Below are 15798 nucleotides of genomic sequence, written 5' to 3'. Positions count from 1 at the left end.
TGTAAACACAATTTACAGCATGGACTCCACCCTCTTCCTCAAGGCCCTCGTCATCGGGCTCTCCATCGCGGCACCCGTAGGCCCCATTGGCCTTCTGTGCATCCAGCGCACCCTCGCGCATGGCCGCGGCATCGGTTTTCTCAGCGGGCTCGGCGCCGCGCTGGCCGATGCCTTCTATGGCGCCATCGGCGCACTGGGCGTGTCGGCCGTCATCGCGTCGATGGTGGCGGCCCGCGTGCCGCTGGCGCTGGGCGGCGCCGCCTTCCTCGCGTGGATGGGCGTTCAGCTGCTTCGCGCGCCGGTGGCCACCGAGGCCCGGCAGGCGGCGGACGCCACCACGCCGCTGAAGGCCACGCTCTCGGTCTTCGTGCTGACACTGGCGAATCCGATGACGATCCTGTCCTTCGTCGCGGTGTTCGCATCCATCTCCACGGGCCACGTTGCAGGCGGCAGCCAGGCCGCGACGATGGTGCTCGGCGTGTTCCTCGGTTCCGCGCTGTGGTGGCTGGGGCTTTCGACGATGGTCTCGTCGGTTCGGCACAAGCTCAGCGCGAAGACCATGCAGTCGATCAACCGGCTGTCGGGCGCGATCCTGCTGGCCTTCGCGGTCTATCAGCTCTCGACGCTGCTGCCGCGCTGAACCCCCTTGCGCCGCATCGGCGGAAGCTCTAGGTTCGTGAACGCACGCAGCACCCACTCGACCGGCCCGTAGACGAAGCGCCCCATCCACCAGCGGCTCAGCACCAGTTGCGCCGCGAAGATCGCGAAGGCGATGCCGGTGGCGGCCAGGGGGCCCATGGTGCCGATCCAGCGCAGCCCGTAGGCCAGGAAGAGCCATGCGCAGACCAGCGACTGCATCAGGTAGTTGGTCAGCGCCATGCGGCCTGCCGGCGCGAGCATGGCTTCGAGCATCCGGCCGCGCGGCGACAGCATCAGCAGCACGAGGCCGGCCGCGTAGGCAGCAGTGAGAAAAGGCGCGGTGAGCAGCGTGGCCGCGAGGCCGTAGAGCTCGCGCACCGGGTTGTCCAGCCGGATCGAAGGAAAGGCGTAGACCGCCGCGCCCGGCAGCCCGATGACCAGCCCCCAGCGCAGCAGTCGCTCGAACAGCGGCCGATACGCATCGGCATTGGCGAACAACTCGCGCCGCCCCGCGATGAAGCCCGCGAAGAACATCGCCAGCGCCGTCGGCGCCTGCACCAGCCCGGTGATCCACCAGATCTGCGAGAGCTCGCGCAGGTGCTGCACGATTACCGTGAACGGCGTTCCGCGATACGCGGCCAGCGCCCTGGCGGCATCCGCATAGGCCGTGCGCGTGTCGTTCGGCACGCCCGCCTTCACCAGCAGGTAGCCGATGCCCGCCCACAGCAGCGAGGTGGCCAGCACCAGGAACACCGCGGCGCGCGCCATGAACACGTCGCCGCGCCGCCGCAGCACAAGCAGCACCGCCCCGAGCACCGCGTAGGTGGTGAGAATGTCGCCGTGGTACAGCACCACCGCATGCAGCAGCCCCAGCACCCACAACCCCACCAGCCGCCGGCCCATGCGCGGCGCGAAAGACTTTCCGTTGCGCTCGGCCGACTGCATCTGCAGCGTGAAGCTGTAGCCGAAGAGGAAGGAGAACAGCAGGTAGAACTTGGTCTCGAACACCAGCGTGCGCACCAGCAGCGCCGCGCGTTCGAGCACCGACTGCGCCATCGGGTCTGGAATGCCCGCGCCGTAATACGTGGAAGAAAAGCTCGCGATGTTCACGACGAGGATGCCCAGCAGCGCGAAGCCGCGCAGGGCGTCGACCAGCGACTGGCGCTCGCCGGGGGCGGTCTTCTCGCTGCCGCTCATGCCGGCACCCGCTCAGGCTCGCGGGGCCGTGCAGCCACGATCTCGCGGATGGCATCGACCAGCAGCCGCGCGCCCTCGCCGGGCTCATCGCCGCGCCGCATGGTGAGCCCCACCGGCCCCTCGGTGCTGGAAGTGTCGATGGCCAGCCGCTTGAGTTCGCCGCGCTCGACCAGCCCTTCGACGGCTCCCTGCGGCGCGAACCACACCGCGTCGGAGCGCCGCAGCAGCCCCAGCACGAAGCTGGTGTCGGTCGCCTCCACCATCCGCCCGGGCAGCGCCATGCCCTGCGCGACGAGAAAGGCATCCGCCGTGTGCCGGATCAGCGTGCCCGACACCGGCAGCACCAGCGGGTGGCCCGCCAGCGCGTCGAGTGGCGGCTTGCGGCGTGCCGCCAGCGGATGCCCGGGCCGCGCGACCAGCAGCAGCGGCTCGCTGTAGAGCTGCTCGAAGGCCAGGTCGGCCATGGCCGAGGCCTGCGCGAGGCGGCCGAGCACGAGGTCGATCTCGCCCTGGCGCAGCTGCGTCATCAGCTGCGCGTTGGTGCCGCTCACCACGCGCACCCGCAGCGCCGGCTGCGAGGCGTGCAGCATGGCCACGGCCTCGGGCAGCAGGTTGGCCACCATGTTGGGCAGTGCGCCGACCGCCACGCGCAGCTGGTCGGCCTCGGGCTGGTCCATGGCCAGGCCCAGGCCCTCGCGCAGGCCGCGCAGCGCCGAGACCGCGTGGCGCACCAGCACCTCGGCGGCGGGAGTGAGCTCCACGCCGCGCCGGCGGCGCAGCAGCAGCTGGCGGCCGACGATCTCCTCCAGCTCGGCGACCGTCTTGGACACCGCCGGCTGCGTGAGCGACAGCGCCTTGGCCGCGCGCACCAGGTTGCGCTCCTGCGCCACCATCACGAGGCACTGCAGGTGGCGCATCTTCAGGCGCCCAAAGTTCATGGCTGACACGGTGTTTCCTTGGGAGAGTGGCCGCCTCAATATAACCAGCCGGAATAGCTGGCAGAAGAGCTTTCAGTTGTGCCGCCCCCGCCGGCCACCTAGAGTTGCCCTGGATAACGGAGACAAGACGACATGACCCCCGGTTCGCCCAGCAACACCCTTCGCGGCACGCGCCGCCGCCTCGCCGCTGCCCTTGCAGCCTGCGCAGCCCTCGCCTTCGGTGCCACCGCCACCACGAAGGCCTTGGCCGCCGACGCGCCCTACCCCGCCAAGGCGGTGCGGCTGCTCGTCAACTTCCCGGCGGGCGGGCCCATCGACATCCTCGCCCGCGCGCTGGCCGACGCGCTGCAGAAAGACCTGAAGCAGCCCTTCATCGTCGACAACCGGCCCGGCGCGGGCGGCAACATCGGCGCCGACCTGGTCGCCAAGAGCCCGGCCGACGGCTACACGGTGCTGCTGGGCATCGACAGCACCTTCACCATCAACCCGCACCTGTACGCCTCGATGCCCTTCGCGGCAAAAGACCTGAAGCCGCTGATGATCTTCAGCTCCTCGGGCCTGGCCTTCGGCGTGGCGCAGGGCGTGAAGGCGAAGACGCTGCCCGAGTTCATCGCCCAGGCCAAGGCCGAGCCCGCCACCTTCAGCTCGGCCGGCAACGGCAGCCCGGGCCACATCGCCGCCGAGATCTTCGCCAGCGACACGGGCGCCAAGATCACGCACGTGCCCTACAAGGGCAACGCGCCGGCCGTGCTGGCGCTGATGGGCGACGAGGTGCAGGCCGGCATCCTCGCCACGCCGGGCCTCCTGCCGCAGGTGCAGGCGGGCAAGCTGCGCGCCCTGGCCGTGACCGGCAAGCAACGCTCGCCGCTGCTGCCCCAGGTGCCCACCGTGGGCGAACTGGGCCTGAAGGGCCTCGAATTCGAAGTGCTCTACGTCTCGATGCTGCCGGCCGGCACGCCCGAGCCTGTGGCGCAGACGCTGCGCGCCGCGCTGCAGAAGGCGATGGCGCTGCCCGAGATCAAGTCGCGCCTCGCCTCGCTCGACATGGTGCCGCTCGGAGAAACCGGCACCGTGGCCAGCGAGCACCTGGCCGCCAGCCAGGCGCGCTATGGCCGCATCGTGAAGGCCACCAGCATGAAGGTGGATTGAGACAGCAGGCAGAACGGCAATGAAGGAAGGGTAAGTCCGGTGAATGGTTGATTTGATCAATCGAGCGCGGCCTCTTCAGAATCGTCCGCAACTGCGGATCCCGCGGCCATACTCGATTGCCATCGATAGCCATCGCCTGAACGACGAAGACAAGGACCTGCTCACCATGCTGCCGACCCCATCCCTCTCCATCACCCGCCGCCTTGCCGGCATGCTGGCCATTGCCGGCATTGCAACGGCTTTCGCCACCAGCGCGGTGGCCGCCGAGGTCAAGTTCGACACGCCCTTGCGCATCGTCGTCGGCTACGCCCCCGGCGGCGCCACCGACCGCGTGGCGCGCATCGTGGGCGACAAGCTCACCACCCGCCTGGGCGTGCCCGTGGTGGTCGACAACAAGCCCGGCGCGGGCGGCCGCCTCGCGGCGCAGCAGGTGAAGACCACGCCCGCCAGCCAGAACGTGCTGATGCTCGCCAACCCCGCCGTGATGATCGTGGCGCCGCTGGTCTTCAAGGACAACAACTACGACCCCGACCACGACTTCGTGCCCGTGTCGTACGTCAACGACTACAACTTCGCGCTCGCCGTGTCGCCCACCCTGCCCGTGCGCGAGCTGAACCACCTGCTGGCCTGGATGCGTGCCAACCCGAACCAGGCCAACGTGGGCGTGCCGGCCACCGGCAGCCTGCCGCACTTCTTCGGCCTCATGGTCGGCGAGAAGGCCAAGGTGCAGACCCAGGTGATCGGCTACCGCGGCTCGGCGCCCCTGCTCAACGACGTGATCGGCGGGCAGGTGCCCGTGGCCGTCGACACCGAAGACGTGGCCGTGCCGCAGCACACCGCGGGCAAGCTGCGCATCCTCGCCATTTCGGGCGCCAAGCGCTCGCCTTTCGTGCCCGACGTGCCCACCTTCAAGGAAGCCGGCCTCGACCTCGCGGCCACCGGCTGGAACACCTTCTTCGCACCGGCCACCATGCCCAAGGAGAAGGTCGAGCGCCTCGCCGTCGTCATCCGCGAAGTCATGCAGGACCCGGACACGCAGCGCAAGTTCAAGGACTCCGGCATGACGCCCGTGGTGAGCACCCAGGCGCAGACCGCCGCGATGCTCAAGGCCTACCGTGCGCAATGGGCGCCGGTGGTGCAGAAATCGGGCTACCAGCCCTGACCCCCGACAAGCAGAAGCAAAGAACCAAGCAAGCGAGAGAGAGCCCCAGAGAGACATGGCAAGACCCAACATCATCTTCATCGTGGCCGACGACCTCGGCTATGCCGACCTCGGCTGCTACGGCGGCCGCGACGCTGCGTTCGGCCCCGTCTCGCCGGTGCTCGACGGCCTGGCCGCCAACGGCCTGAAGCTCACGCAGGGCTACTCGAACTCGCCCGTGTGCTCGCCCACGCGCTTCGGCATGATCACCGGCCGCTACCAGTACCGCCTGCGCGGCGCGGCCGAAGAGCCCATCAACAGCAAGAGCCGTGGCAGCACCACCCTGGGCCTGCCCACCGACCACCCCACCCTGCCTTCGCTGCTGAAGGCCAGCGGCTACCAGACCGCCCTCATCGGCAAATGGCACCTGGGCTACCCGCCCACCTTCGGCCCGCTGCGCTCGGGGTACGACGAGTTCTTCGGCCCCATGTCGGGCGGCGTCGACTACTTCACGCATTGCGACTCCACCGGCCGCCACGACCTGTGGTTCGGCGAGGAAGACCAGCAGGAAGAGGGCTACCTCACCGACATCCTCTCGAAGCGCGCGGTCGACTACGTGGAACGCATGTCAAAGCAGGAAGCCCCCTTCTTCCTGAGCCTGCACTACACAGCCCCCCACTGGCCGTGGGAAACCCGCGACGACGCGGCCAAGGCGCCGAACATCAAGGACAACCTGTTCGACCTGGCCGGCGGCAACATCCACGTGTACCGCCGCATGATCCATCACATGGACGAAGGCATCGGCTGGATCATGGACGCGCTGAAGAAGCACGGCATGGCCGACAACACCCTGGTGGTGTTCACCAGCGACAACGGCGGCGAACGCTTCTCCGACAACTGGCCGCTGGTCGGCGGCAAGATGGATCTGACCGAAGGCGGCATCCGCGTGCCATGGATCGCGCACTGGCCCGCAGTGATCGGCAAGGGCGGCGAGAGCACCCAGCTGTGCATGACCATGGACTGGTCGGCCACCATGCTCGACGCAGCCGGCGTGGCCGCGCACCCCGACTACCCGCTGGACGGCGTCTCGCTGATGCCCGTGCTCAAGGACGCATCGAAGAGCTTCCGCCGCCCCCTGCACTGGCGCATGAACCATCGCGGCCAGGAGGCACTGCGCGACGGCGACTGGAAGTACCTGAAAGTCGATGGCAACGAGTACCTCTTCAACATCCCCGGCGACGAACGCGAGCGGGCGAATCTGGCGAAGAAGGAGCCGGAGAGGCTGGCCGCGATGCGCGCGGACTGGCAGGCCTGGAATGCGACCATGCCCGCGATTCCGGAGGATGCGACGGTCAGCCTGGGCTACTCGGTCAAGGACATGCCGCAGCGGTAAGCGACGACGGCAGGGCTACCATCCTGCCCTTCCGTCGGAAGCGCCAGGCGGCGCCACTGCGGCAAGGGAAATGGATCTGGAATCTGCATGCCGACGCCATCGACGAACGAAATGGAGGAGCGCCTTCGCGATCTTGCGCGGCGCTCCTTCTGGTTTGCACCCGCCCTGCGCGCGGTGCGCGACCAGGGCCTGGCCTCATGGTGCATCGGGGCCGGAGCCGTCCGCAATCTGGTGTGGGACGCGCTGCACGACTACCCGACGCCCACACACCTGGCTGACGTGGACGTCGCGTATTTCGACGCGACAGACCTGACGCCCGAGCGCGACGCAGCCATTCAAGATCGCTTGCGCTCCGCCCTGCCCGGCACGCCTTGGGAAGTGACCAACCAGGCGGCCGTGCATCACTGGTTCGAAGGGCACTTCGGGCACGCCGTCGAGCCGCTGCATTCGCTGCACGAGGCGGTAGCGTCATGGCCTGAATACGCCACCTGTGTGGGGCTGACTCTCAACGAAGACGACTCGATCGGCGTCATAGCGCCTCACGGCCTCGACGACCTGTTCGGCTGCATCGTGCGCCGCAACCCCACGCGTGTGAGCCTGGCCACCTACCGGCAACGCGTGGAACAGAAAAACTACGCGTCGCGGTGGCCGAAAGTCAGAGTCGTGGAAGCCTGATCGCGCGGCAGCGTGGAGGGCGGGCGCCCCGCGAGGCGGCGGCTTTCACGCGCCAGGTGCGGCTGGTCGGCGTAACCAGCCTCGGCGGCAAGGTGGGCCAACGGCGTCGATGGCTCCGCGCGCGCCAGTTGCAGGAAGCGCTGGTAGCGCAGCAGGCGTGACAGCGTCTGCGGGCCGTAGCCGAAGTGTTTTACGAAACGACGGCGCAGCGTGCGCTCGGGCTGCTGCAAGCGCTCGGAGAGCCAGCGCAGCGGCGAGTCTTCGGGGGCCATGCCGGACTGCAGCAGGCAGAAGGCTTCTGCCATTGCGGCATCGGGCGTGAGATTGGCGGCTGACCGCGCGGCCACCCTGTGCACGAATTGGGCGGATGAATCTGCGGAGAGGCATGCCGCGCGCGCCCCCCACAGATCGCTCAGCGCAACGCGGCGATCCGTCAGCGCGCTCATGTCGATGCCCAGCCACGCGGCCGCCGCACCGGGTTGAAAGCGCAGGCCCAACACCCACGCGCCGGGCTGCAGCGCTTCGGCATGCGGCTGCCGGTCGGGGCCGGCCACGCGAACCACGCCGTCGATCCACTGCAGGTCGATCGAGCCGTCGGGTACCACCAGCAGCGGCGTGCCGCCGGCATCGGTGGGCAGCACATGCATCCACTGGCAGGCAAAGATGCTGCGCAAGGCAGGCGGCACCGGGGCTTCGGCATATCGGCCGACCTCCTGCGCGAGCGGTGTGGCCGTTTTGTTCAAGTCGGCGGGCATGGCGTGGAGCAAGCTGGAGGCTTCCATTGGACAACAACAGCGAAGCAGGAGCCACCCGCATGAAAGCCCGTATTTCCGTTCTCACCATCTGCGTAGACGACCTGGAGCGCGCGCTGCGCTTCTACCGCGACGGCCTGGGCCTGGCGACGCCGGGCATCATCGGCCAGGAATTCGAACACGGTGCCGTCGCCTTCTTCGACCTGCAGCCCGGCCTGAAACTGGCGCTGTGGCCACGCGACAGCCTGGCGCACGACAGCGGCATCGCGCGAGGCAGCGGCAGCGCCTCGCCCGACTTCACCATCGGCCACAACCTGCGAAGCGAAGCCGAGGTGCAGGCCACCATGGCGCAGGCCGAGGCCGCCGGCGCGACCATCGTGAAGCCGGCGCAGAAGACCTTCTGGGGCGGCTTCGCGGGCTACTTCCAGGACCTGGACGGGCATCTGTGGGAGGTGGTCTACAACCCGGCCTTCCTGCCCGAGGACTGAAGAAGCGGATAGGACGCCAGCACCTCGTGCCACACCGGCCGCGTCTTCAGCCACGAACGCACGAACAGAAACTCGCGCACCGGCCAGCGAACAGGCGGCATGGCCGGCGCGGCGGCCCCCGATGCCTTGCGGGCGATGGTGATGTGCGGCGCCCAGTCGTCGTGGCGGCCCGACAGCCACGGCGCGAGCTGACGCACCACGGCTTGCTGCAACCGGTCGAGCGCGGCGTGCGGCTGCGGGCGCACGATGGCGATGCCGTTGTGGGCCCAGACGCCGGACCAGTCCAACAGCAGCTCGAAGCCCTCTTCCATGCGCAGCTCGCCCAATGCCTGGCGGATGCCTTCGACAGCGGCATCGCCCTGCGGCGAGATGTGGCACAGCGTCATGTGCAACCGGTTCGGCTTAGGGAGACTCGGCTTGGGCTGCGTGCGCCAGACCCACTGCGCGCGGTGCTCGGCGATGGCGGCCTGCACCGCCTCGTCGGGCTTGAGCCAGGCGTAGAGCATGGGCATTTCCAGTCGCGCGCGGCGCGCGGCATCGGCGGGGGTGAAGGGGGCGATGTCCATGGTGGGGCCATTGGACATCAGGCGGCGGGACCGCGCTTGAACCATCGCGGGCAGGAAGCCGTGCGCGATGGCGACTGGAAGTACATAAAGGTGGGCGGTGACAAATAACTGTTCAACATCCCCGGCGATGAACTCGAGCGGGTGAATCTAGCGAAGAGGGAGCCGGACAGGCTGGCGGAGATACGGCCGGATTGGCAGGCTCGGAGTGCGACGATGCCGGCGATTCCGGAGGATGGGATGCGACGGTTAGCCTTGGCTACTGATCAAAGATAGGCCGCAGAGATGAGGCTGGCTGCGGTCGACCGCAATTGAGCATGCATGGGCCGCCCAAAGGCCCATCCTCCAGTTGACCGATGTAGGTGGCAAACCTGCCCGAACTGATAGTGCTACCTCTCTCTCGAAGTGCACAATCAGTCATGGTCACACTTTCAGCCCCTAAATTTGACACGAAAGCTCGCGCGCGTCGCGTGGAGATTCTTGGCGTATTCGGATCAGGAAAAACCACTTTGGCGAAGCGTTTAACGGCTGCTTCAGGACGACTCCTTCCTGAAGACCATGAACGCAATCCATTCTGGGGCGACAGTAACTCAATCGCAGTGCTTGGCTATCTTGGCTATGACTTGTCTTTTTTGTTGCAACATGCGCACCTCGTTTCGACAGTCCCCAGTGACACCATCGCTTTTTGCGACTGGTCGTTTGAGACGGATTGGCTTTGGGCCTCATTGAGATTAGCTGATGATCTTCCAGCCTATGAGGCGATTCGAGCCCGTATATTGAAAAGGCTAGGTCCCCCAACCGGATACTTGTTTCTCAGACAAACGCCGGACACCATTGTTGACCGGATTGAGCGTAGGTCACGCCCCGCCGAAGACTCGTTCCGGCAATATGTTCGAAGCGCTTGCGCGCATCTTGACGAACTCACGAATAAGCTGCCGCGCGAAAAACTTCTTGTGGTTGACGACCATGTTGAGCCGACAGCGGTTTATCAATGGCTAGATGGCATGGATGCGAGAGAAACCTCATGACAGACACATCACGCGCGGCAGCCTCGGAGTTACTAAAAACGTACCGTGTCGATGGCTCTTGCCTCTACATGGTTGGCACGTTTGACACAGGGGTTACGGTATTTAGCCAGCAGGTCCGAGCTCTAAATCTCGCTTGGTCTACGATCGAATCAGAGTTGCTGCCCGCGTCAATTTCCGCAGAAAAAAACTCATCTACGAAGCACAAGAAAATTGCAATAGTTGGAGCTGGCTTTGCCGGCTTGACTGTTGCCGCAAGTTTGCTTGCAAAAGGTGTTCTAGCTGAGCTCACCCTTTTCGAACAGCGCGACGCTCTACTTCCACTACAGCAAGGAAGCGACTCACGGTGGCTTCACCCGAGGATCTACGACTGGCCAAAAACGGGCAGCCAGGCAAGTGTGGCGATGCTTCCAATCTTGAACTGGACGGCGGCGCGTGCATCTGACGTAGTTGTTCAGGTTCTTGCTCAATGGGGAAAGATAGTTCGCGCCTCAAGTAACGATTCGGTGAAGCTCTATTGCAATGCGCGGCATTTGCAAATTCATGAAACGCCTCGCCATGGCAAGCGTTTGCGCATTGAGTGGGTTGGTGAAGAGCGTGATCCCGCTGATGGCACCGCGCACAAGGGCAGAGTCAGTTTAGCGACAGGAATGTCGAACGATTTCGACATGGTAATTCTTGCAGTTGGCTTCGGGCTTGAGCGCGATGGAGTTCTTTCTTATTGGCGTAACGAGACCGTTGGCCAGCCGAGCCTAGACGAGCCACGTCGGACTTATTTGGTTTCGGGACAGGGCGATGGAGCGATGATTGATCTCCTTCGAGTCAGAATCTCGCAATACAGACAAGATCGAATTTTGGAAGAAGTGTTTGTAGGCCATGACCAACTTCTAACTGCGGTGCAAGAGCTGCATCGGAAATTTGCCTACGACCTCCATAAAACCGGCCTATTTGCCGCCTTTGAGAATCTCGGCATTAAAAGCAAGACCAAGACAGAATTTGAGAGCGCATGCGATCGGCTTAGGCGCAGGCTGCGTCGAGATACGGATGTCATTCTTCAGCTAAAAGTCAAAAAGCTATCGCAACTCTTTGATCCAAAAACTTCTCGCATCTCATTCCAGAACAAATTACTTGTATATATGCTGTACAAGTGCGGTGGCTTCGTACCGTCGACGCACGAGGAGAAAAATCTAATTCAGCAACATGGGATTCCTGAAAGCTTGGTAATTAGACGGCACGGCACGTATCGTGACGAACAACTGGAGGACATGCTTTCCGAGACGCTGTACCAAGCAATACAGACGCGAAGGGGGACTGCTCGCCCCGATCCGTTCTCTCAGATTGATAAACCTCTCTGGCCGGGCGGCTACTTTGATACGCCAGGTCCGAGTAAAGAGATTGGCAAGATTGGTGACGATCAACGATCTCATTGGCGCAAAGAATATCTGCCAGGTCCGACTGAGATGCTTGCCACTGCTTTTTGCTCTGCAATTGCCGGAGCCATCCTTCCACGCCACTCAAAAGGGCGCTTGAGGGTAACAATTCACCGGGCAATGATTTTTGGATCAGAAGAGTTGCTTCAGCAGGCCTGCGATTATCAAGGCACCGAAGATGCCCGAACTGAACAATCAGCGGCTGGGCGCACCTTTCCAGCTGAGAATGGAACTATTGGACAAGCCTACCTCTGTCGTCAAATAGTTCGCTCGATTCGCGACATCGACGCGACCAAATTGAATGCGTCAATGGAACCACTAAAACTGCATGAGGCCTCACGCTTCATGTCAAAAAAGGTTGGATTTGTGCTCGCGATTCCATTACTTGAACCAGAATCCAAGTCATCTCATACCGCCCCTTCACCGGTTCTTGGCGTGATTTACATCGACAGCACCGCCCCAAGATTTTTTATCGACAACAAAGAACTAGAGCAAATTGTAGCGATGACCAAATCTTTTCTTGAAGCTCTTCAACGAGCCACGATCTCACCCATTGACAGGATCAGAAACATCCAGCTTGCCGAACTAGCAGAAGCCATAAAGCCAACGCAAAAAATCTCAAATAAAGTGAAGAATATATTGGAATTGGTGACAGCAATAGATCCTCCGCGAGTCGACATACCACTGCAATTGAATTTCGATCATTCTGACTTCATTCCAATTTACAGCGCAGGCAAAAAATGAAGACACACATCTTAAAGAGTTGGCCAAAATTCTTTGAACCAATTGCAGCAGGAATTCGTACGCACGAACTTCGACGCTGCGACCGTGACTTCCATGTCGGAGATCGAATTGAACTGCGGGAATTTGATCCCGTCACGAATGAATATACGGGTCGAGTTTGTTTTGTGTTAGTTATGTCAATAACTTCGGCCGAAGAGCCATGTGCAGTCTCCGAAGAAGCTCTCAATCCGCATTTCTGCATTTTGAGTGTCCGACTGACTAGTCAATGAAGTGGCAGCCGTGCGCTTCGATTCCATTTGAATTCATCGATGAAATGCGAGCACACGCATACGTAATGAAATTCGATTCCCTACGAGGCATCGCCTGCCCTTGTCGCAGAGTAAAAGCGATTCGGCTACTGCAGAAGTGCGTTAAATCGCACGGCATCAATTTAGCGTCGGTTCGGTAGACAACGAAAGTTTGGGACCGCTCGCCACAAACGCAGCGGCGGCCCATTCCAATGTTTCCCTTAGCTCAGCCCCTCCTACTCACCTCCAACAACATCTCCGCCTCCCGCGCCAAATCCGCGGCAATCCAGAGCATGTAATCCCGATGCTTCTCCCCCGCCTCCTCGAACCACCCGTTGCCGTCGCCATAACAGCACCACAGCAGCGAGTTCAGCTGTGCCAGTTTGATTTCGAGTAGTTCCCTTGCCTCGTCGGGCGTCGGGGTGGCCGCCGTGGGCTTGGTGGTGGTGCCGCGCGTGGTGCTATTGCTGCTGCGGCGGGAAGATTGGGGCGTGGGACGCCCGGCCATAATTCGCTTAGACATCATGGTCGCGCTGCTTGCGAAGCGGCCGGTCTCCGCTGACGTAGGTTGCAAGCGAGCTTGCCGAGCTACATGCTGGAGACCGTGGTCACTACCAGCAAGGAAAGGAGACCGGCCATGCAAGAGATTAGCAAGATCCACGTGGGTTTGGACGTTCACAAGGACAGCATTGCCGTTGCAGTGGCTGAGCCTGGGCGAGCGGCAGCCAAGGTGATCGGCACGATCAGGCACGACGTTCCCAAGCTGCTGAAGTTGCTCGTCAAACTAGGCGACACCGAAGCCGTGCATGTGGTCTATGAGGCAGGTCCCACTGGCTGGGGCTTGCAGCGTGCCTTGACGGCCAAGGGTTACAGCTGCGAGGTCATTGCGCCGTCGAAGATGCCTCGACGTCCCGGAGACCGCATCAAGACCGACCGGCGCGACTGCGCGCAATTGGCCGAGTGCTCGCGTGCGGGACAACTGCGCGCGGTGTGGGTGCCTCGACCTGAGGACGAAGCCATTCGAGACCTGGCACGCGCCCGCGAAGATGCGCTGAACGACCGGCGCCAATTGCGCCAACAGCTCAAGGCCCTGCTGTTGCGCCACGACGTGCGCTTCCCGGGCAAGACCTCCTGGACGCAGGCGCACCATGCATGGCTCGGGAAGCTGAACTTCTCCGAGGTGGCAACGCAGGCAGCATTTATGGACTACTGGATGGCTGTGCAGGCCAGCGATGAACGCCTCAAGCGCCTGAGCTCAGCACTGCTCGAGTACGTCAAGAATTGGCGCTTTGCGCCACAGGTATCGGCGCTGCAGGCGCTGCGAGGCATCGACGTGACCTGCGCCATCGCACTGGTGGCCGAGATCGGGGACTTCAGCCGCTTCGATCATCCGCGCAAGCTCATGGGTTACTTGGGTCTGGTGCCCTCGGAGCGCTCCAGCGGTGAGCGCACTGCACGAGGCAGTATCACCAAGACTGGCAACGCGCATGCGAGAAGGATGCTGAGCGAGGCGGCGTGGAGCTACCGCTTCAAGCCACGATTGGGTGAGCGTGCACGTCGGCGCCAGGAAGGCTTGAGCCAGCAGCTGTGCGCTATTGGCTGGACGGCGCAGGTACGCCTGACGCAGCGCTTCGCAAAGCTCGACGCCCGTGGAGTGCACAGGAACAAGGTGTGTGTGGCCGTGGCGCGTGAACTCACCGGCTTCGTCTGGGCAGTTGCTCAGGCGGCGGACACACCATCGCAGGCAACACAAGGAGGCACGACATGAGCGAGATCGATTCGGTGATGCGACCCACGCACCCGGCAGGGCAACCCTCGTAATGGCTGCATAGGCTCCGAAAGGATGATCCACGACTTTTAGAGCGAGGCAGGCCCGCGACGGATCGATGAAGTGCCGGTAGCCAATCCGCGGATATGAGCATGATTCATCGTCGCTTGCGCGCTCGGGTCGCATCACCCGATCGATCTCATATGAGAAAAAATTAAATCCTCGTTGACGGCAGCGACCATATGAGCCATTTGGTGTGCTGTCCTTCCAAGGTTGTGCACGTCATGTGGTCAGACGGTCAGGGTGTTTGCGCGCCCTGGCCGTCGCCTTTTGTGCCTCACGTTCGCACCAGTGCACCGAGGAGCACCGGCAACCCGCCGTGAGGTAGGCGGTTCATCAGGTCAGTGGGTCAACTGGTTGGGGGAGCTCCTTTCACGATCGGTGGTCGTCGCCCACAAGGAGGGGCGTCTTGCGACAGGGGCATTCACTTTAGAGAAGCGAAGCCGCGCAAGAGAAAAGATTTCGTCGAGGATTTCTCGAAACGGCGGGATATCTGCCGGGGCGCTGCGGCGGGACACAAAGCTATGACGTTTGAAGGCCTGTCGCCCTCTGCCGGCTCGTGTCCTTGATGGCTGGTTCGTGCCTGCGATCAGAACCGGATGATCCACTCCCCACGCAGATACCGATACTGGTAGCTCGGCCCCGCGAAGGTTGTGCTGCGGCTGTAGCCGGCGCCGAAGCGGAACACGTGCGCGCCTCTCACGGGGCTTTGCAGGCTCACGTCGAGCAGCCTCGTGGGCTGGCTCATGTCGTGGTTGATGGTCTCGTTGCCGAGGCCTGCGGTCACGGAGGCGGTCCATCCCTGGAAGCGGTGGCGCCAGCCGATGGCGAACATCGACTCGCTGTAGCTCGTAGGGTTGAAGTAGGCCCTGTCGACGTCGTCGTGGGTGCTTCGGTATGTGCGGTAGCGCGCCTGCAGCGTGAGCCCGAGGTCGAGCGAGGGCTGGTAGATGAGCCGCAGGCGTCCGTGGTCTCGGCGGTTGCCGTCTGAAAAGTACTGCTGCGCGACGAGGCCCACCAAGGTGACGTGGTCGCCCAGGCGCTGGTCGGCCGCGACGCCGACGAAGGTGAAGTCGATGCCCCGGTCGAGCGACTTCGGGGTTTCGACCCAGTCGCGCGTGATGAGGAATTCGACCGCCGTGCTCTTGGTGGGCGATATGCGGTAGCTGCCGTCGAGCGTGAGCAGCGTGTGGCCGCCCTGCTCGAACACGCCGGCTTCCATGGTGCCGCCGTCGGCCGTTCGGGTTTCTATGTCGCGCGCGAGGAAGGTGAGCTTCTGGCCGCTTCTTTTCCAGCTGTCTTGCTTGTATCGGTAGTCGCCGAGCCTGAAGCCGAGAAAACGGTCTGCGTTTTCAAAGGCAGGAAAGAATTCGACGGACACGCGGCGTGACTGGAAATGGTCGCTGTCGTTGGTCAGGTAGAACTCGGGGCCGAAGGCCATGGTCTTGGGTTTTTCTTCCTCTTGCGCCTTGCAGGGGGCGGCGGCAAGCAGCGCGAGCGCCGGAATAAAAAGAAGAAAAGCGGTGGCCGAATGTCGTGTCATCGGTTT

16 protein-coding genes are annotated in these 15798 nt (G+C 63.4%); 10 read left to right on the top strand and 6 right to left on the bottom strand.

Going from position 1 to position 15798, the window contains the following annotated elements:
- The first annotated feature begins 19 nt into the window (after positions 1–19).
- On the top strand, positions 20–640 hold the full coding sequence (locus ABL844_RS11350) for a LysE/ArgO family amino acid transporter (RefSeq protein WP_418131314.1): 621 nt from the start codon (positions 20–22) through the stop codon (positions 638–640).
- Here the strand turns inward: ABL844_RS11350 and ABL844_RS11345 are convergent.
- Both ABL844_RS11345 and pcaQ read right to left on the bottom strand, forming a co-directional pair.
- Complete coding sequence (locus tag ABL844_RS11345) at positions 613–1836, bottom strand: DUF418 domain-containing protein (RefSeq protein ID WP_418131313.1); 1224 nt, start codon at positions 1834–1836, stop codon at positions 613–615. The genes ABL844_RS11350 and ABL844_RS11345 overlap by 28 nt on opposite strands.
- Entirely contained in the window at positions 1833–2774 is a 942-nt protein-coding gene (pcaQ, locus tag ABL844_RS11340) for a pca operon transcription factor PcaQ (RefSeq protein ID WP_418131312.1), read from the bottom strand. Before pcaQ ends, ABL844_RS11345 begins: the two co-directional genes overlap by 4 nt.
- Positions 2775–2906: 132 nt before the next feature.
- Between pcaQ and ABL844_RS11335 the strand changes: the two genes are divergently transcribed.
- The 4 genes from ABL844_RS11335 (at position 2907) to ABL844_RS11320 (ending at position 7132) form a co-directional block, all read left to right on the top strand.
- Positions 2907–3923 carry a Bug family tripartite tricarboxylate transporter substrate binding protein gene (locus ABL844_RS11335; protein ID WP_418131311.1) on the top strand — a complete coding sequence of 339 codons (1017 nt, stop codon included), beginning with the start codon at positions 2907–2909 and terminating at the stop codon, positions 3921–3923.
- 166 nt (positions 3924–4089) lie between these two features.
- Positions 4090–5085, top strand: coding sequence for a Bug family tripartite tricarboxylate transporter substrate binding protein (locus ABL844_RS11330; RefSeq protein WP_418131310.1), 996 nt, complete (start codon positions 4090–4092; stop codon positions 5083–5085).
- A gap of 55 nt (positions 5086–5140) precedes the next feature.
- Positions 5141–6457 carry a sulfatase gene (locus ABL844_RS11325; RefSeq protein ID WP_418131309.1) on the top strand — a complete coding sequence of 439 codons (1317 nt, stop codon included), beginning with the start codon at positions 5141–5143 and terminating at the stop codon, positions 6455–6457.
- 87 nt (positions 6458–6544) lie between these two features.
- Positions 6545–7132: a nucleotidyltransferase family protein gene (locus ABL844_RS11320; protein ID WP_418131308.1), complete on the top strand. Its 588-nt coding sequence runs from the start codon at positions 6545–6547 to the stop codon at positions 7130–7132.
- Here the strand turns inward: ABL844_RS11320 and ABL844_RS11315 are convergent.
- On the bottom strand, positions 7090–7887 hold the full coding sequence (locus tag ABL844_RS11315; protein ID WP_418131307.1) for a helix-turn-helix domain-containing protein: 798 nt from the start codon (positions 7885–7887) through the stop codon (positions 7090–7092). The two genes, ABL844_RS11320 and ABL844_RS11315, sit on opposite strands and share 43 nt — an antisense overlap.
- A 59-nt stretch (positions 7888–7946) precedes the next feature.
- Between ABL844_RS11315 and ABL844_RS11310 the strand changes: the two genes are divergently transcribed.
- The gene (locus tag ABL844_RS11310; RefSeq protein WP_418131306.1) at positions 7947–8372 is read left to right on the top strand and encodes a VOC family protein; all 426 of its coding nucleotides are present in this window, start codon (positions 7947–7949) and stop codon (positions 8370–8372) included.
- On the opposite strand, the gene ABL844_RS11305 is transcribed toward ABL844_RS11310, so the two are convergent.
- On the bottom strand, positions 8342–8938 hold the full coding sequence (locus tag ABL844_RS11305; RefSeq protein WP_418131305.1) for a 2'-5' RNA ligase family protein: 597 nt from the start codon (positions 8936–8938) through the stop codon (positions 8342–8344). The genes ABL844_RS11310 and ABL844_RS11305 overlap by 31 nt on opposite strands.
- A 416-nt stretch (positions 8939–9354) precedes the next feature.
- On the opposite strand from ABL844_RS11305, the gene ABL844_RS11300 reads away from it, so the two are divergent.
- Genes ABL844_RS11300 through ABL844_RS11290 form a run of 3 tightly spaced genes read left to right on the top strand, consistent with a single transcriptional unit; the run spans position 9355 to position 12403 of the window.
- Positions 9355–9963, top strand: coding sequence for a hypothetical protein (locus tag ABL844_RS11300; RefSeq protein ID WP_418131304.1), 609 nt, complete (start codon positions 9355–9357; stop codon positions 9961–9963).
- Complete coding sequence (locus ABL844_RS11295) at positions 9960–12134, top strand: hypothetical protein (RefSeq protein WP_418131303.1); 2175 nt, start codon at positions 9960–9962, stop codon at positions 12132–12134. The genes ABL844_RS11300 and ABL844_RS11295 overlap by 4 nt, the downstream gene beginning before the upstream one ends.
- Positions 12131–12403 (top strand): DUF3850 domain-containing protein, encoded by a 273-nt coding sequence (locus ABL844_RS11290; protein ID WP_418131302.1) that lies wholly within the window; start codon positions 12131–12133, stop codon positions 12401–12403. Before ABL844_RS11295 ends, ABL844_RS11290 begins: the two co-directional genes overlap by 4 nt.
- A 244-nt stretch (positions 12404–12647) precedes the next feature.
- Here the strand turns inward: ABL844_RS11290 and ABL844_RS11285 are convergent, their stop codons facing one another.
- The gene (locus tag ABL844_RS11285; RefSeq protein WP_418131301.1) at positions 12648–12947 is read right to left on the bottom strand and encodes a hypothetical protein; all 300 of its coding nucleotides are present in this window, start codon (positions 12945–12947) and stop codon (positions 12648–12650) included.
- Positions 12948–13058: 111 nt separating this feature from the next.
- Here ABL844_RS11285 and ABL844_RS11280 point away from each other — a divergent pair, with 111 nt between their 5' ends.
- A complete protein-coding gene (locus ABL844_RS11280; protein ID WP_418129293.1) occupies positions 13059–14189 on the top strand; it encodes an IS110 family transposase in 1131 nt (376 codons plus the stop codon).
- Positions 14190–14838: 649 nt separating this feature from the next.
- On the opposite strand, the gene ABL844_RS11275 is transcribed toward ABL844_RS11280, so the two are convergent.
- Complete coding sequence (locus ABL844_RS11275; protein ID WP_418131300.1) at positions 14839–15792, bottom strand: hypothetical protein; 954 nt, start codon at positions 15790–15792, stop codon at positions 14839–14841.
- Between the last annotated feature and the right edge of the window lie 6 nt (positions 15793–15798).

Origin of the sequence: Variovorax sp. 278MFTsu5.1 (assembly GCF_048305045.1) — a bacterium.
In the GTDB taxonomy this organism is placed as follows: Bacteria; Pseudomonadota; Gammaproteobacteria; order Burkholderiales; family Burkholderiaceae_C; genus Variovorax; species Variovorax guangxiensis.
The sequence above is the reverse complement of the archived record's forward strand: the minus strand, read 5'-3'. Positions and strand labels throughout refer to the sequence as shown.

What these genes read in the sequence shown, in the direction of transcription:
- ABL844_RS11345 (WP_418131313.1), bottom strand. Translation starts at nt 1,836, where the DNA reads ATGAGCGGCAGCGAGAAGACCGCCCCCGGCGAGCGCCAGTCGCTGGTC.
- ABL844_RS11275 (WP_418131300.1), bottom strand. Translation starts at nt 15,792, where the DNA reads ATGACACGACATTCGGCCACCGCTTTTCTTCTTTTTATTCCGGCGCTC.
- ABL844_RS11310 (WP_418131306.1), top strand. Translation starts at nt 7,947, where the DNA reads ATGAAAGCCCGTATTTCCGTTCTCACCATCTGCGTAGACGACCTGGAG.
- ABL844_RS11350 (WP_418131314.1), top strand. Translation starts at nt 20, where the DNA reads ATGGACTCCACCCTCTTCCTCAAGGCCCTCGTCATCGGGCTCTCCATC.
- ABL844_RS11325 (WP_418131309.1), top strand. Translation starts at nt 5,141, where the DNA reads ATGGCAAGACCCAACATCATCTTCATCGTGGCCGACGACCTCGGCTAT.
- ABL844_RS11305 (WP_418131305.1), bottom strand. Translation starts at nt 8,938, where the DNA reads ATGGACATCGCCCCCTTCACCCCCGCCGATGCCGCGCGCCGCGCGCGA.
- ABL844_RS11315 (WP_418131307.1), bottom strand. Translation starts at nt 7,887, where the DNA reads ATGCCCGCCGACTTGAACAAAACGGCCACACCGCTCGCGCAGGAGGTC.
- ABL844_RS11295 (WP_418131303.1), top strand. Translation starts at nt 9,960, where the DNA reads ATGACAGACACATCACGCGCGGCAGCCTCGGAGTTACTAAAAACGTAC.
- pcaQ (WP_418131312.1), bottom strand. Translation starts at nt 2,774, where the DNA reads ATGAACTTTGGGCGCCTGAAGATGCGCCACCTGCAGTGCCTCGTGATG.
- ABL844_RS11320 (WP_418131308.1), top strand. Translation starts at nt 6,545, where the DNA reads ATGCCGACGCCATCGACGAACGAAATGGAGGAGCGCCTTCGCGATCTT.
- ABL844_RS11280 (WP_418129293.1), top strand. Translation starts at nt 13,059, where the DNA reads ATGCAAGAGATTAGCAAGATCCACGTGGGTTTGGACGTTCACAAGGAC.
- ABL844_RS11335 (WP_418131311.1), top strand. Translation starts at nt 2,907, where the DNA reads ATGACCCCCGGTTCGCCCAGCAACACCCTTCGCGGCACGCGCCGCCGC.
- ABL844_RS11285 (WP_418131301.1), bottom strand. Translation starts at nt 12,947, where the DNA reads ATGATGTCTAAGCGAATTATGGCCGGGCGTCCCACGCCCCAATCTTCC.
- ABL844_RS11330 (WP_418131310.1), top strand. Translation starts at nt 4,090, where the DNA reads ATGCTGCCGACCCCATCCCTCTCCATCACCCGCCGCCTTGCCGGCATG.
- ABL844_RS11300 (WP_418131304.1), top strand. Translation starts at nt 9,355, where the DNA reads ATGGTCACACTTTCAGCCCCTAAATTTGACACGAAAGCTCGCGCGCGT.
- ABL844_RS11290 (WP_418131302.1), top strand. Translation starts at nt 12,131, where the DNA reads ATGAAGACACACATCTTAAAGAGTTGGCCAAAATTCTTTGAACCAATT.